This is a genomic window from Arthrobacter sp. Cza30 (assembly GCF_059090765.1).
This window is the reverse complement of record NZ_JBNHGA010000002.1, coordinates 1-13,748: the sequence shown is the minus strand read 5'-3', so window position 1 is coordinate 13,748 and position 13,748 is coordinate 1. Positions and strand designations below refer to the sequence as shown.

The following is a 13,748-nucleotide window of genomic DNA, read 5'->3' as shown; positions in this document are numbered from 1 at the left end:
CGCCCCGCCCCTGCGTCATAGGGCAGTATGACTAGCGTGAAAACGTGGATCGTCGCCGCAGCCGCTGCCGCCGTACTGTGCGCCGTCATCGGCGCCTCCTACCTCTCCCTCCCGGTGCTGACGGCGGCGGTGTGCGTCGCCGCGGTGGTGATCGGGGTCGGTTGGCCGGTGTTGCTGGGCGTGCCCGCCAAGAAGACCCTTGCCGCCGTCATCTCCCTGGCCGGGATTGCGACGGCGGTGCTCGCCGGCCTCGCGCCCGCCGGCATGCCGCTGCTGTGGATGGCCGTGGTGATTGCGCTCGGCGTGATGGCCGTCTTCCTGATCCAGCTGCTCCGCGGCACCGGCCAGCCCCGGCGGCTCGAATCGACCTTCGGCGCCAGCGCCGGCGTGGTGCTCACCTCGCTGGGCGCCGGCTGGGTGGCCGCCGACCGGCTCTCGGCCAATGCAAACAACGGCGGAATGATGCTGGTGACCGGGATCAGCATGCTGGTGGCCATCGGCGTCTGCCTGCTGCCCTGGCCCGACCGGATCGTCGCGCCGCTGGGCGTGGTCCTGGCCCCGCTGGCGGGGGCCCTGGCGGCCCCCTTGTTCTCCACCGTCTACATGCTGCCCGCCGCGGCTGTGGGCGCCGTCGCCGGCATCGTCCTGGTCAGTTTCCGCCGGCTCGTGTTGGCCGACGGCGGTCCCACCCGGCTGCCGGCGATGCTCGCCGTCGGCGCCGCCCCAGTCATGGCCGCCGGATCGCTGGTCTACTTCCTGGAGCGGATGCTGCTGCGCTGAATGGGCGAGGCCGCTGAATCAGCGGGGCCGCTGAATGATCGAGGTCACAGTGCGGGCCGGCGTCACGGGCAGGCATCCTGTGGCCGGGGCCGTTACTATGGAGCCATGTCGTATCTCGGTCTTGAAATTTTCTACCTGTCCCTGCTGGTCCTCGCCGGCCTTGGCATCGCGGGCTTTGCCTCGCTGGTGGTTTACCGCCTGTTCAAGGGCCAGAAGTAAGCGACCAAAGCTTAACAATGCCGATTGAACTCCCGACGGAGCTGACCCCGGAACTGGTGCCGCTGTCCTGGCTGCTGGGTACCTGGGAAGGTGCCGGCCGGTTGGGTGCGGGCGAGGAGGGGGACGAACATTTCGTCCAGAAGGCCACGTTCACCCAGAACGGCCTGCCCTACCTGCAGTACACCGCCGAAAGCTGGCTGACCGACGAGGATGGCAACCGGCTGCGCCCGCTGTCGGTGGAAACCGGCTTCTGGGCGCTGGACCGCAAGCTCAACGACGCCGACGTCGGCCCGGGCCTGGTTCCCGCCGAAATCGTGCCGGCCCTGAAGTCCGCGGACGAGGTCGAAGAGCTGCGCAACTCCGACGGCGGCTTCGACATCACCGCGACCATCGTGCACCCCGGGGGCATCTCCGAGCTCTACTACGGCCAGATCAAGGGCCCCCGCGTGCAGTTGAGCACGGACATGGTGATGCGCGGTTCGCAGTCCAAGGACTACAGCGCGGCCACGCGCATCTTCGGCTTGGTCAACAACGATCTTTACTGGCGCTGGGACGTGGCCGAGGCCAAGGGCAAGGACCTGGCCCCGCATGCCTCGGCGATCCTGGCCAAGCGCGCCTGACCGGCCGGGAATTTGCCACGGCCGCCGGGAGTTGACGCCGGTATGACCTACCGCAGCCCTTTGCTCCTGCAGCCCGGCGCCGTCGAAGCCTCCGGGGCCGACGCCGGCGTCGCCTCCCACTACTCAGACCCGCTGCGCGAACAGCGCGCGCTGGCCCGCGGCGAGGCCGTCACGGACCTTTCGCACCGCGGGGTGGTGACGGTGGCCGGCGAAGACCGGTTGAGCTGGCTGAACACGCTCTCCTCGCAGCTGCTGTTGAACCTGCGCCCGGGGCAGTCCAGCGAAGCGCTGCTGCTCACGGTGCAGGGCCGGATCGAATACGACGCCCGCATTATCGACGACGGCGAACGCACCTGGCTGATCGTCGAATCCTTCGAGGCGGCGCCGCTGGCCGCATGGCTGGACAGAATGAAGTTCATGCTGCGGGTAGAGGTTGCCGATGTCTCCGCCGACTGGGCCGTGGTGGGGTCGGTCAAGCCGGTCCCGGCCTTCGAGGGCAGCCTCGTGTGGCAGGACCCGTGGCCGCAGATCGGTGCCGGCGGCTATGCCTACACCGGCATCGAGGAACCCAAACACCCCGGTCTGGAACGGTCCTGGTACGAATACCTGCTGCCGGCGGCCGACCTGGAAGCGGCCGTCTCCGGGCTGCAGTTGGCCGGCGTCTGGGCCGCCGAGGCGCTGCGGATCGCCGCGTGGCGGCCGCGGGTCGGGGCGGAGACCGACGAGAAGACCATCCCGCACGAACTGGACCTCATTCGTACCGCCGTGCATCTGGAGAAGGGCTGCTACAAGGGTCAGGAAACCATCGCCCGCGTGCATAACCTGGGCCGCCCGCCGCGCCGGCTGGTGTTCCTGCAGCTCGACGGCTCGCAGCACACGCTGCCGGTCCCGGGCAGCGACGTGATGCTCGGCGACAAGCGCGTCGGCGCGGTCACGTCTGCGGCGCAACACTACGAGATGGGACCGATTGCGCTGGCCGTGGTCAAGCGCTCGGTCGATCCGCAGGCCCAGCTGACCGTGCTGGACGACGGCGAGAGCTACGACGCCGCCCAGGAAGTGATTGTCACCCCCGACGCCGGCCAGGTGGTCGGCCGCCAGACCGGGTTCCTGCGCCCGCCGCGCTAAGCCGCCGCGGTCACCTTTGCGTCTGCAGGATCACCGAGGTCTGGGTGCCCGCGTCCCAGAACCCCAGGCTCGCGGCCAGCGCCCGGGAGGCCCTGTTCTCTTCGTGCGAGCGCCACTGCGGAATGAGTCCGGAGGAGAGCGCCTCGTGGCCGGCGATCGCCGCGATCAACGCGCCGGCTCCGCGGCGCCGGTAGGCGGGCGCGGTTAACACGCCCACGTGGCCGAGGATCTGCTGCCACTCCTGGTAGCCCGCGCCGGCCATCGGGGTGCTCCCGTCCAGCAGCACAAACGACTTGTCCATGCCGGCCAGCCCCGCTTCGTGCGTGTCATCGGGCGGGCACCTGTCTTCCAGCCGGGCGACGTCGCTGCCCGCGGTGGACACCAGGGCCTCCCGTTCGGGCTGGACCACCGGCAGGTCTTCGGCGTAGGACAACACGGCCTTGCCCAGCCCGTGCCCGCCGTGCTCCCGGCTCAGCAGCATCAGCGTCTGGTGTTCGGCCAGGTCGTCGTCCGAGTACCGGTCGGCCGCGGTGACGGCCCATTCCGGCCCCACCAGCGCTGAGCGGCCGAACAAGCGCACGAAGGTGAGGGTTCCGGCGTCCTCGTTGATCCTGGTCAGCCGGTCGCCGGCCGCGGTGAAGGCGTTGTCGGAGAATCCGAGCAACCGCGCCCACGCCAGCAGCACAATGTCAGCCGTCCCTGCGTCCAATCGCATACCTGCCACACTACTGAACGCTTAGCCGAAGAGAACCCTTGCCTCGTCGTAACGATGCTGGGGGACGGTTTTTAGATTGTTCAGCGCCGACTCGAAGCCCACGTGCACGACGTCCGTGCCCTTCAGGGCCACCATGGAGCCCCAGCGCTTCTCCACCACAGAGTCCACGGCCGCCATGCCCAGGCGGGTGGCCAGCACGCGGTCGTAGCCGGAGGGGACCCCGCCTCGCTGGATGTGCCCCAGCGTGGTGGCGCGCGTTTCGATCCCGGTGCGCGCCTCCAGTTCGGGGGCCAGCCGCTCGCCGATGCCGCCAAGCCTCGGCCGCCCGAAGCTGTCCACGCCGCGCTCGGCGTGCGGGCCCAGTTCGCCGTCGGGGACCCAGCCCTCGGCCACCACCACCAGCGGTGCGCGGCCGCGCTTCTGCGCGTGCAGCACCCAGTCGGACACCTGCTCCATGCTCACGCTCTGCTCGGGGATCAGGATGGCGTGCGCGCCGGTGGCCATGCCCGCGTGCAGCGCGATCCAGCCCACGTTGCGGCCCATCACCTCGGCGATCATGCAGCGGTGGTGCGATTCGCCGGTGGTGCGCAGCCGGTCGATCGCCTCGGTGGCGATCTGCACCGCGGTGTCGAAACCGAAAGTGTAGTCGGTGGCTTCCAGGTCGTTGTCGATGGTCTTGGGCACGCCGACGATCTTCAGCCCGCTCTGGGTGAGCCGGTAGGCGCCGGCCAGGGTGCCCTCGCCGCCGATCACGATCACCGCGTCCACGCCCAGCCGGTCCAGCGTCTGCTGGATCTTCTCCGGCCCGCCGTTGGGTCCCTCGAACGGGTTGGTGCGCGAGGTGCCCAGGATCGTGCCGCCCTGCTTGGAGATGCCCCGCACCTGGTGCCGGGGCAGTTCCATGATGTCGCCCTCCAGCACGCCGCGCCAGCCGTCGCGGAAGCCGACAAACTCGTGCCCGTGCACCGTGATGCCCTTGAGCACGATGCCGCGGATCACCGCATTCAGGCCGGGGCAATCCCCGCCGCTGGTCATGATGCCAATCCTCATGGGTACTCCTTCTCGGGTGCTGGCCGGTCGGCGCGAGCACCCCATTGAGCCCGCCTCAATCCTATGCAGGAACCGGGCCCGAGTCATTCCGGCCGCGAGCGGTTCCGGCGGCGGGGAGCCCCGGCCGTGCGGGACGGCGCCTCAGGCGCGCAGCAGGCCGTGCTGCATGGCGACGACGACGGCGCGCGTGCGGTCGTCGACGTCGAGCTTGGCGAAGATCCGCAGCAGGTGCGTCTTCACCGTGGTCTCGGCGATGAACAGCCGGGCGGCTATTTCCGGGTTGCTCAGGCCGTCCGCCACCGCCCCCAGCACCTCGGTCTCCCGGGCCGACAGCGCAGGCGGCGCGGGCGAGCGCAGCCGGGAGACCAGCTTCGCCGCGATCGGCGGGGCCAGGACCGTTTCGCCGCGGGCGGCGGCGAAGACCGCGGCGATCAGCGCGTCGCCGGGGGTGTCCTTGAGCAGGTAGCCCACCGCGCCGGCCTCCACCGCACGCACGATGTCGGCGTCGCCGTCGTACGTGGTCAGGATCAGCACCTTGGTGTCCGGCCGGGCGGCAACGATCCGCGCGGTCGCGTCGGCGCCGTCCAGCCGCGGCATCCGCAGGTCCATCAGGACGACGTCGGCGCCCGGGTCCAGCGCGGCACTCACCGCCGCGTCGCCGTCGGGAGCCTGGGCCACCACCTCCAGCCGGTCCTCGGTGCCCAGCAGGCCGGCCAGCCCGGCGCGGACCACGGGGTGGTCGTCGGCGATGACGACCCGGATCCGGGGGACCCCGGTGGCGGCCCCGGTGTCCTTGGCCGGGCTGCCCGGGCGGGGTTCAGCGGACAATGCCGGCTCCTTCCAGCTGCAGCGGGATGGTCATGGTCAGCCGGGTGCCGTCGCCCGGCGCCGAGCGTACGTCGAGGCTGCCGCCGATTTCGGACAGTCGCTCGGCCATGGCGCGCAGCCCGTAGCTGTCGCCGGAGGTCCCCGCCCCGGGGACGAAGCCGGCGCCGTCGTCGTCCACGGAGAGCAGCAGGGACGGACCGTCGAGGTGCAGCCGCAGCCGCGCGGAGCCCGCGCCGGCGTGCCGGCGGACGTTGTTCAGGGCCTCCTGCGCGGCCCGCAGCACCACCACCTGCTGCGCCGGCGTCAGCTCCGGCAGCGCCGCGGGCAGCTCCACGCTTAGCCGGGCGCCGCCCAGGCCGGTGGCCTCGAGCCGCCGCAGCGCGCCGAGCAGGTCGCCGCCGGCCAGCTGCGCGGGGCCGGAGGCCGCGATCAGGGCCCGCGCTTCCTGCAGGTTGTCCCGTGCGGTGTCCCGGATACCGGCCAGGGCGGACGCCAGCACCGCCGGGACCGGGGTGCCGGCCTTGCGCAGCTGCGCCTGGGCCGCCTCCGAAAGCATCACGATCGAGGTGAAGCCCTGCGCCAGCGTGTCGTGGATCTCGCGGGCCATCCGCTCCCGCTCGGCCATGGCGCCCTGGCGCTCGTGCGCGGCCCCCAGTTCCGCCCGGGCGGCGTTGAGCTCCGCGATCAGGTCCGCCCGCTGCTCGCTTTGTTCGATGATCTTGTAGATCCACAGGCCCAGCAGCGTGCTCGCCAGGAAGGAGATCACCGCCTGCAGCCCGGCGGCCAGCAGTCCGGCGGCGCCGGTGCCGAACAGGTGCAGCTGGCCGGCGGCCACGAGCACGCAGATCAGCGCCGAGGCGGCCACGCCGTTGCGCTCCGACCCCGCGAACATCCACACCTGCGGGAACGCGATGAAGAGGATGATCGAGCCCGCGCCGGAGAGGAACGCCAGGTAGGTCACCACGGCGATCAGCAGCACCACGTACAGCTTCGGCTTCCAGGTGTGCAGGTCGTTCGCCCGGGTCAGGAACGGGTAGGCGGCTCCGAGCAGGACGAGGGCCGCCACCGCCGATGCCTTGGCGGGGTCCGCAGCGTCGGCGCTGACCCAGACGATGACGGCGACGGTCGCCAGCGCCACGTAGAACCCGAGGTGCCACCACTTCAGGCCGCGGAACCAGATCGAGTCCCCGACGGGCAGCGGGGCCGGCGCCAGCGGGACCGCGGATTCACTCATGGCTTCACCTTACGACGGCCCTGCCGCCCGGCCTGCGCGGCGGGTTGCGCGGCGCCCTGGCAACATGCGACTACTTCTGCGGCGGCCAACGGAACATCAGCCGGGTCAGCACCAGGCCGGCGGCCAGCCAGCTGAGGATCACGACGGCGGACATCCCCAGGTTCCAGGCCCCGCCGGGCTCCACGGCCTCCCAGCCCTCCGGCAGGAACACCGAGCGCATGCCGCTGGCCGTCCAGCGCAGCGGCGTCAGGTCCGCGAGGCCGCGCAGCCAGTCCGGGATCTGCGAGAACGGGAAGTAGATCCCGGAGATGAAGGACAGAAGCAGCGGCGGCACGGCGGCCATGGTGGAGGCGGAGGGCCCGGACCTGGCCAGGCAGGCGAAGGCGATCCCCACCACCGACCAGGCCGCCGTGGACCCCAGGAGCAGCCACGCGAACGTCAGCCAGGCCTCCGCCGTCGCCGGCAGGGGCACGTCGAACAGGAACCGAGCGCCCAGCAGCAGCAGGGCCGTTTGCGTCAGGATCAGGACCAGCGTCATGCCGGTCTTGCCCAGGAAGTAGGACAGGCTGGGCAGCGGCGTTCCGGCCAGCCGCTTGATGCTGCCGTTGAACCGTTCGGTGGCCACGTAGGCGCTGAGGTTTTGGAAGCCGCTCAGCACCGTGCCCAGGGCCAGCATCGCGGGCAGGAAGTACTCGGCCGGGCGCAGCAGCGACTCCGGCCGCGCCGGATCGCCCATCGACGCGTCCTCGCCGAAGACGGTGCTGAACAGGCCCATCATGATCAGCGGGAACAGCAGGGTGAAGACGACCGCGGCCGGGTCGCGCGAGAACATCCGCACCTCCACCAGCGTCCGTTTCCAGCCCAGCAGCAGCGCGTTCGGCCGCCAGGCCCGGACTGCCCCGGATCGGACTGCCCCGGATCGGGCGGTTGTCGAGGGGCCGGACGTTGAGGGGCCGGTTGTCGAGGGGCCGGATGTCGAGGGGCCGGTTGTCGAGGGGGACGGGGCGTTCATGAGGCGTCGGTCCTGTCCGTGGCGTGCTGCTGCAGCAGCTGAAGGTAGATGTCCTCGAGGTGCGGCACCCGCACCTGCAGGTTGGCCGGCTCGCGCCACCCGCCGCCGCTGAGCCGGTGCACCAGCGCCGCCGGTTCGTCGGTGGTCTCGAGGTGGTCGCCGGCCCCGTCCGTCCAGCTGACCCTGGGCCGGCGCAGTGCCGCCCCGCCGATCGTTGCGGGCGTGCCTTCGGCCACCAGCCGGCCCGCGGCGATGACGCCCAGCCGGTCCGCCAGCTGCTCGGCTTCGTCGAGGTAGTGGGTGGTGAGCACGATCGTGGTGCCGTCGGAACCCAGGCGGCGGATCAGCTCCCAGAAGGACCGCCTGGCCTCCGGGTCGAAGCCGGTCGTCGGTTCGTCCAGGAACAACAGTTCGGGATTGCCGATCAGGCCCATGGCCACGTCCAGCCGCCGGCGCTGGCCGCCCGAGAGGGCGCCGATCCGTGCGCCGGCCTTTTCCTCCAGCCCGACGGCGGCGATTACCTCGTCGACCGGGCGCGGGGCGGGGTAGTAGGCGGCGAGGGCGCGCAGCGATTCGGCCACCTTCAGCTCGCCGGCATCGGTGGCCTCCTGCAGCACGATCCCGATGCGGGCACGGAACGACGGCGCCGCCCGGTACGGGTCGACGCCGAGCACGGCGGCGCGGCCGGAGGTCGGCTTCCGGTGGCCCTCCATCATCTCGATGGTGGTGGATTTGCCGGCCCCGTTGGGCCCGAGCAGCGCGTACGTTTCGCCCGTGTGGATCTGCAGCGTGATGCCGTCCACGGCGCGAAAAGTTCCGCCGCCGGGACGGGGGTACTCCTTCACCAACCGGTCGAGGACGACGGCGGTGCCCGGCGGGGCCGGATCGGAGGCGGCTGGCTCCGGGCGGCCGGGGGCCGGCGCGCCCGGGGCGTCCTGAGCCGCGCGGGCGGTGGCGGGTGTTCTCATGCTTCCAGCATGCTCCGCCCGGGGCCGTGGCCGGCACGTCCGTCCTGCCGACTCTCTTGTCCTCCGGCCGGTGGACAGCGGATCAGGATTTGCCGGCGAGCAGCTTCTCCAGCGCGATGCTGCCGTCGTACTTCGGCAGCAGCAGCCACAACACCAGGTAGGTGCCGATGCCGACGCCGGGGAAGAGGAAGACCAGCAGGGTGGCGATCCGCACCCACATCACGTCCCAGCCGAACCTGGCGGCGATGCCGCCGCAAATGCCGGCGACCCAGCGGTCGGGGCCGCGGCGGACGGGGCTGGAGCGGAGCACTCGGTAGAAGGTATCCATGGCACCATGCTTTCGTGTTCGGGAGCTGTTGTCACTGCCGGTTCGTGGTAAGCGGCCCGCGCGGGTGGCGCGGGCCGCCTTGGTTGTTGGTTTTGGGCAGACGCTGTGGGCTTGGGACGGGGGATCTTGGGGGTCTTCGGCCGGCGGTCCCGGGCTAGCGGTCCCGGTTGCGGGTGGCGCTCAGGACGCCGGCGACCACCAGGGCGATGCCGGAGCCGATCAGCAGGGCGATCAAGACGTAGGCCCAGTTGAAGCTGATGTCCCACCAGGTCCCGGCGAGCACCAGCAGGCCGACGGCCACGGCGATCAGGCCCCAGATGATGGTGCCCACGCGGGGACGGCGATCCTGGTCGCGGTTCAGTTGGCTGCTCATCGGATTTCCTCCAGTTCGCTGACGGTCACGATGTCGACGTTGCTGGCCACGCCGCGGACGGCCAGGACGATTTCCGGCGCCCCGCCGTCGTCGTTGATGGTGTAGCTTCCCGGCTGCCAGAACCCGGACTGCCGGCCGCTGTCCGCGCCGGTGACGTATTCGACGTTGCCCAGCGCCATCTGCGTTTCCACCTTCACCGGGACGTCGTCGGGGATGATGACGGTGATGGAGGAGGCCACGGCGTTGACCGGGACGACGGCCGGGCCGCCGAAACGGGAACCGGAGACGGCGCGCAGGTCCACGGTGCCGTCGCCGGCCACGACGCTGTAGCCGTCGCCCTGGGCCGGGGCCGCGGCCGAGGTCCAGGTGCGGCTGGAGGCGATGGCGTAGTTGGAGGCCGTCCACTGCGTTCCCGCGGAGAAGGCCAGCGCCAGGACCAGTCCGACGGCGGCCAGGAAACCGAGGACGCCGGAGGTGCGGCCGACGGCGCCCATCACCACGACGCCGATGCCGATCACGACCAGCGCCGCGGCGATGGCGACGGGCACGACATTCCGGCCCAGCTCAACAAATTCCAGCGCGTTGAGCCCCAGGACCACGCCGGCGGCCAGCATGGCGGCGCCCAGGGTCAGGGCGATGGCCGCACCCGAGGGGCCGCGGGGGGCGGGCTTGTAGGGCCGCGGCGCGGGCTGGGGATACGGGCGCGGCTGCGGGTAGGCCTGCCGCGGCGGGCCCTGGTGGCCGCCGTGGCCCGCGTTGCCGTACCCGGCCGCGGACGCCGGCGTCGAAGCGTAGGAGGTACCGGTGGTTCCGGTGGTTCCGGTGGTGCCGGGGGCGCCGTAGTAGGCGGAGGCACCGCTGCCGGTGGCCAATGCGGGCGGGAAGCCGTCCGCCCCGGTCGGCGCCGAATCCGGTGCGCCTGCCTTGTTGCGCGTGGCGAGCCAGTAGATGAAGAACCCCACCGCGCCCAGCCAGATCACGGCCCAGACGAAGCCGCCGAAGCCCCAGCCGCCGTCGTTGTCGAACCCGAAGATCCAGCTGAACGGGCGGCTGAACACGCCGAGGACCGTGAAGATCACCGCGCCGGTCATGCCCGCCGTCCAGTTGCTGCGGCCGGCTTCTTCGGCATGGATCCGGCCGTCCGGCTCGGGCAGCAGGGCCCAGGCCACGCCGTAGAGCAGCACGCCGATGCCGCCGAACACGGCGAGCAGGATGAACAGCCCGCGGACCAGGATCGGGTCCAGCCCGATCCGGTGCGCGACGCCGGAGGCTACCCCGCCGATCCAGCGGTCCTGCCCGCGGGAAACGCCGAGGTTGCGGAACCAGCTGAAGAACGCGTTGCTGTGCGCCGGGAAGCCGCCGGCGGGCGGCGGCGGGTAGGCGCCGGCGCTGCCCGGAGGCGGCGGCGGGAAGTTACCGCTGCCTCCGTCATGGCCGGCGTAGCCGGTCCCGTCGCCCCCGGCCGCGTGTGCATAGCCGGGATCGCGGTAGCCCGCGCCCAGCGGCAGCGTGGGATTGGTGCCCGGGAGGATGGGCTGGGTCGGATTGGCGGGTGCGTCGTCGTCCCCTGCCGCCTGGACGGTCTGGGGCTCGTCGGGAGCGGGCGCCTGCGGCGCCGCCGGGGCGGATTCCTGCGCTGCGTCCTGCCCTGCGTCCTGCACTGCCGGTTGCTGGTCCGGTTCGTCTGTTCGGTCGGTGCCGTCGTTATCCGACGGGATCGGTGCGTGTGAGGTCATGGTTTGATCATTCCAACCGGCAGCCCTCTCCTCTATGGGGTGCCACCCTGACCCTTCCCTGACCGGCCGGCCGGGTTCCCCTGATTCGGCGCCCGGCGGTAGGTCGGGTGCGCCCGCGCGTGCTTGGATTGACCCATGAGAGAACCGCTCGTCCGCTCCACCGAGGACCGCATCATCGCGGGCGTGTGTACCGGCCTGGCCCGGCACCTGAACACCTCGGTCGGGATCGTCCGGGTCGGCATGGTGGTCCTGGCGCTCGCCGGGGGAGCGGGTGTGCTGCTCTATGTCTGGCTTTGGCTGCTGGTGCCGACCGCGGCCGACGAGGCCCTGGCAGCCGAGCGCGCCTTCAATCCCCGCGGCATCGCGGAGAACTTCGCGCGGGGATTCGGCGCGCCGGGTCCCGGCCAGGAGGGGAACGGCCGGCCCGCCGGCCACCCGCACGGCCAGCCGGCCCAGCCGGCCGGGCTCTCCGCCCACCCCGTCGCGCAGCCGGCCCCGGCCGCCGGGATTCCCGCTCGCCCCGTCGGACGGCCGGCCGGCCCGCCCCCGGCCGGCCCCGGCGGGCGGCCGGGCGCGCTCCCGCCGGCCGCGGCCGGCGCCCCGCGGCTGATGCAGCGCGGCGGCAAGGAAATCCTGATCGGCGCGGCCCTGGTCCTCGCGGGCGGCGCCGTCGTCGCCCAGCTGGCGGGCATCAACCTGCCGTGGGGGACCTGGCTGCCCGTGCTGGCGATCGCGGCCGGCGCGGTGATCGCGTGGATGCAGCTGGACGATTCCCGGCGCAGCGGACTGATGGACCGCGCCGGGGCAACCGGGGCCCAGGGGGCCGTGCGGTTGCTGGCCGGGCTGGTCCTGGTGGTGGCCGGCATCGTCACCATGGTGTCCGGCTCGATTACCTGGGAGGCCATGTGGCCCACGCTGTTCGCCTCGCTGGCCGTGCTGGCCGGGGTCCTGCTGGTTCTGGCGCCGTGGGTGCTGAAGTACTGGCGGGACCTGGAGACCGAACGCTCCGGCCGGATCCGCGAAACCGAACGCGCGGAGATCGCCGCGCACCTGCACGATTCGGTGCTGCAGACCCTGGCCCTGATCCAGAACCGCGCCGGTTCGGAACACGACGTCACCCGGTTGGCCCGCGCCCAGGAACGGGAACTGCGCGAATGGCTCTACCGGGACAGGCGGCAGGAAGAGGGCAACCTGGTGGACCGCGTGAAGGCGGTGGCCGCGGAAATCGAAGACGCGTACGGGCATCCCGTGGACGTGGTCGCCGTGGGCGACAGCGCCATGACCGACCGGCACGAGGTCCTGGTTCACGCCACCCGGGAGGCCGTGCAGAACGCGGCAAAACACGCCGGCGGCGGCATCTCCGTCTATGTTGAATGCACGCCGGGCGGCAGCGAAATCTTCGTCCGGGACCGCGGTCCCGGGTTCGAGCCCGCCGCCGTGCCGCCGGACCGGATGGGCGTGCGCGAATCGCTGATCGGCCGGATGGAGCGGCACGGCGGCCAGGCAAAAATCCGCAACACCGGCAGCGGCACCGAAGTCCACCTCAGCCTGCAGCACCCCCAGGAAGGAACCGCATCGTGACCGAACCCATCCGCGTGGTCGTCGTCGACGACCACGCCATCTTCCGTTCCGGCTTGAAAGCCGACCTGGACGGGCGGATCGAGGTGGTCGCCGAGGCCGCGACCGTGGAGCAAGCGATCGCGGCCATCCGCGAGCAGCGGCCCGCGGTCGTGCTCCTGGACGTGCACCTGCCCGGAGGCAGGGGCGGCGGCGGGGCCGAGGTGGTCGCGGGCTGCGCGGACCTGCTGGCGGAGACCAAATTTTTGGCGCTGAGCGTGTCCGACTCCGCCGAAGACGTCGTCACCGTCATCCGGGCCGGCGCCCGCGGGTACGTCACCAAGACAATCTCCGGCGCCGAAATCTCCGACGCCGTGGAGCGGGTGGCCGGCGGCGACGCGGCCTTCTCGCCGCGGCTGGCCGGGTTTGTCCTGGACGCCTTCGGCACCGCAGCCGTAGCCAACGTGGACGACGAACTGGACAAGCTCTCCGCGCGCGAGCTGGAGGTCATGCGGCTGATCGCCCGCGGCTACCAGTACAAGGAGGTGGCCAAGGAACTGTTCATCTCCATCAAGACCGTCGAAACCCACGTCTCGTCCGTGCTGCGCAAGCTCCAGCTGTCCTCCCGGCACGAACTGACCCGCTGGGCTGTTGACCGCCGGATCCTGTAGCAGGGGCGCCGGGTCCTGTTGTACCCCCAAGCGCCGGTGGTAGCTTGGTGGCACTGTCAGGACGGACCGCGCAGGAGGATCCATGACCGACTCCCCACGGCACGACGAACTGCCGCTGCCGGACTACGACCACATACCCCTGGGCACGCTCCCGTCCCGGATCACCGGGCTGGACGAGCAGGGAATGACGGCGATCCTGGCCTACGAGCGGGAGCATGGGAACCGGCTCCCGGTCGTTTAGGTCCTCGAGCGCCGGCTCGAGGAGTTGCGCGCCGGAGCAGAGCCGAGCGGCACCACGGTGCCGGACATGCCCGAGGTCGGCCGGAGCCAGGGCGGCTCCGCGGCGCAGCCGGAAACCTCGGGCCCACGGGTCGTGCCGCCGTTCCACGGCAATCCTGCCCACCAATCCCAGCCGGAAAAGTAACCGGAACGCTACGGCCGGCCGGGCTGCCCTCGGCAGCCCGGCCGGCACGGTGTCCGGCCCTGTTGGCGGCCCAGGTTGCGGCACCGGTGACGTCGACCATGGCGGCGG

Annotated in this window: 15 protein-coding genes; 6 read left to right on the top strand and 9 right to left on the bottom strand. The window is 71.6% G+C overall.

Annotated elements, in window-relative coordinates; all coding sequences use genetic code 11:
* Positions 1-27: 27 nt before the first annotated feature.
* From AC5RVZ_RS05285 to ygfZ, 3 genes are all read left to right on the top strand, one after another.
* Positions 28-780 carry a hypothetical protein gene (locus tag AC5RVZ_RS05285; RefSeq protein WP_494064759.1) on the top strand — a complete coding sequence of 251 codons (753 nt, stop codon included), beginning with the start codon at positions 28-30 and terminating at the stop codon, positions 778-780.
* Between the two features lie 236 nt (positions 781-1,016).
* The gene (locus AC5RVZ_RS05280) at positions 1,017-1,619 is read left to right on the top strand and encodes a nitrobindin family protein (protein WP_494022470.1); all 603 of its coding nucleotides are present in this window, start codon (positions 1,017-1,019) and stop codon (positions 1,617-1,619) included.
* 42 nt (positions 1,620-1,661) lie between these two features.
* Positions 1,662-2,744, top strand: a complete 1,083-nt coding sequence (gene ygfZ, locus AC5RVZ_RS05275) for a CAF17-like 4Fe-4S cluster assembly/insertion protein YgfZ (RefSeq protein WP_494064758.1) — start codon at positions 1,662-1,664, stop codon at positions 2,742-2,744.
* Between the two features lie 10 nt (positions 2,745-2,754).
* Here ygfZ and AC5RVZ_RS05270 read toward each other — a convergent pair whose 3' ends face one another.
* The 9 genes from AC5RVZ_RS05270 to AC5RVZ_RS05230 form a co-directional block, all read right to left on the bottom strand.
* Entirely contained in the window at positions 2,755-3,459 is a 705-nt protein-coding gene (locus AC5RVZ_RS05270) for a GNAT family N-acetyltransferase (protein ID WP_494064757.1), read from the bottom strand.
* Positions 3,460-3,480: 21 nt separating this feature from the next.
* Entirely contained in the window at positions 3,481-4,509 is a 1,029-nt protein-coding gene (locus AC5RVZ_RS05265) for a 6-phosphofructokinase (RefSeq protein ID WP_494064756.1), read from the bottom strand.
* A gap of 141 nt (positions 4,510-4,650) precedes the next feature.
* Positions 4,651-5,337: a response regulator gene (locus AC5RVZ_RS05260; RefSeq protein WP_494064755.1), complete on the bottom strand. Its 687-nt coding sequence runs from the start codon at positions 5,335-5,337 to the stop codon at positions 4,651-4,653.
* Positions 5,327-6,571 carry a sensor histidine kinase gene (locus AC5RVZ_RS05255; RefSeq protein ID WP_494064754.1) on the bottom strand — a complete coding sequence of 415 codons (1,245 nt, stop codon included), beginning with the start codon at positions 6,569-6,571 and terminating at the stop codon, positions 5,327-5,329. Before AC5RVZ_RS05255 ends, AC5RVZ_RS05260 begins: the two co-directional genes overlap by 11 nt.
* 70 nt (positions 6,572-6,641) lie before the next feature.
* On the bottom strand, positions 6,642-7,403 hold the full coding sequence (locus AC5RVZ_RS05250; protein WP_494064753.1) for an ABC transporter permease: 762 nt from the start codon (positions 7,401-7,403) through the stop codon (positions 6,642-6,644).
* A gap of 176 nt (positions 7,404-7,579) precedes the next feature.
* The gene (locus AC5RVZ_RS05245) at positions 7,580-8,551 is read right to left on the bottom strand and encodes an ABC transporter ATP-binding protein (RefSeq protein ID WP_494064752.1); all 972 of its coding nucleotides are present in this window, start codon (positions 8,549-8,551) and stop codon (positions 7,580-7,582) included.
* An 82-nt stretch (positions 8,552-8,633) separates the two neighbouring features.
* Complete coding sequence (locus AC5RVZ_RS05240) at positions 8,634-8,879, bottom strand: PspC domain-containing protein (protein ID WP_494022473.1); 246 nt, start codon at positions 8,877-8,879, stop codon at positions 8,634-8,636.
* Between the two features lie 154 nt (positions 8,880-9,033).
* Positions 9,034-9,252, bottom strand: a complete 219-nt coding sequence (locus tag AC5RVZ_RS05235) for a hypothetical protein (protein WP_494064751.1) — start codon at positions 9,250-9,252, stop codon at positions 9,034-9,036.
* Positions 9,249-10,988, bottom strand: a complete 1,740-nt coding sequence (locus AC5RVZ_RS05230) for a PspC domain-containing protein (RefSeq protein ID WP_494064750.1) — start codon at positions 10,986-10,988, stop codon at positions 9,249-9,251. Before AC5RVZ_RS05230 ends, AC5RVZ_RS05235 begins: the two co-directional genes overlap by 4 nt.
* A 135-nt stretch (positions 10,989-11,123) precedes the next feature.
* Here AC5RVZ_RS05230 and AC5RVZ_RS05225 point away from each other — a divergent pair, with 135 nt between their 5' ends.
* The 3 genes from AC5RVZ_RS05225 to AC5RVZ_RS05215 all read left to right on the top strand — a co-directional run bounded on the left by AC5RVZ_RS05225 (position 11,124) and on the right by AC5RVZ_RS05215 (position 13,457).
* A complete protein-coding gene (locus tag AC5RVZ_RS05225) occupies positions 11,124-12,569 on the top strand; it encodes an ATP-binding protein (RefSeq protein ID WP_494064749.1) in 1,446 nt (481 codons plus the stop codon).
* Positions 12,566-13,216 carry a LuxR C-terminal-related transcriptional regulator gene (locus AC5RVZ_RS05220; protein WP_494064748.1) on the top strand — a complete coding sequence of 217 codons (651 nt, stop codon included), beginning with the start codon at positions 12,566-12,568 and terminating at the stop codon, positions 13,214-13,216. Before AC5RVZ_RS05225 ends, AC5RVZ_RS05220 begins: the two co-directional genes overlap by 4 nt.
* Before the next feature lie 82 nt (positions 13,217-13,298).
* A complete protein-coding gene (locus tag AC5RVZ_RS05215) occupies positions 13,299-13,457 on the top strand; it encodes a DUF8129 domain-containing protein (protein ID WP_494064747.1) in 159 nt (52 codons plus the stop codon).
* Positions 13,458-13,748: the final 291 nt, after the last annotated feature.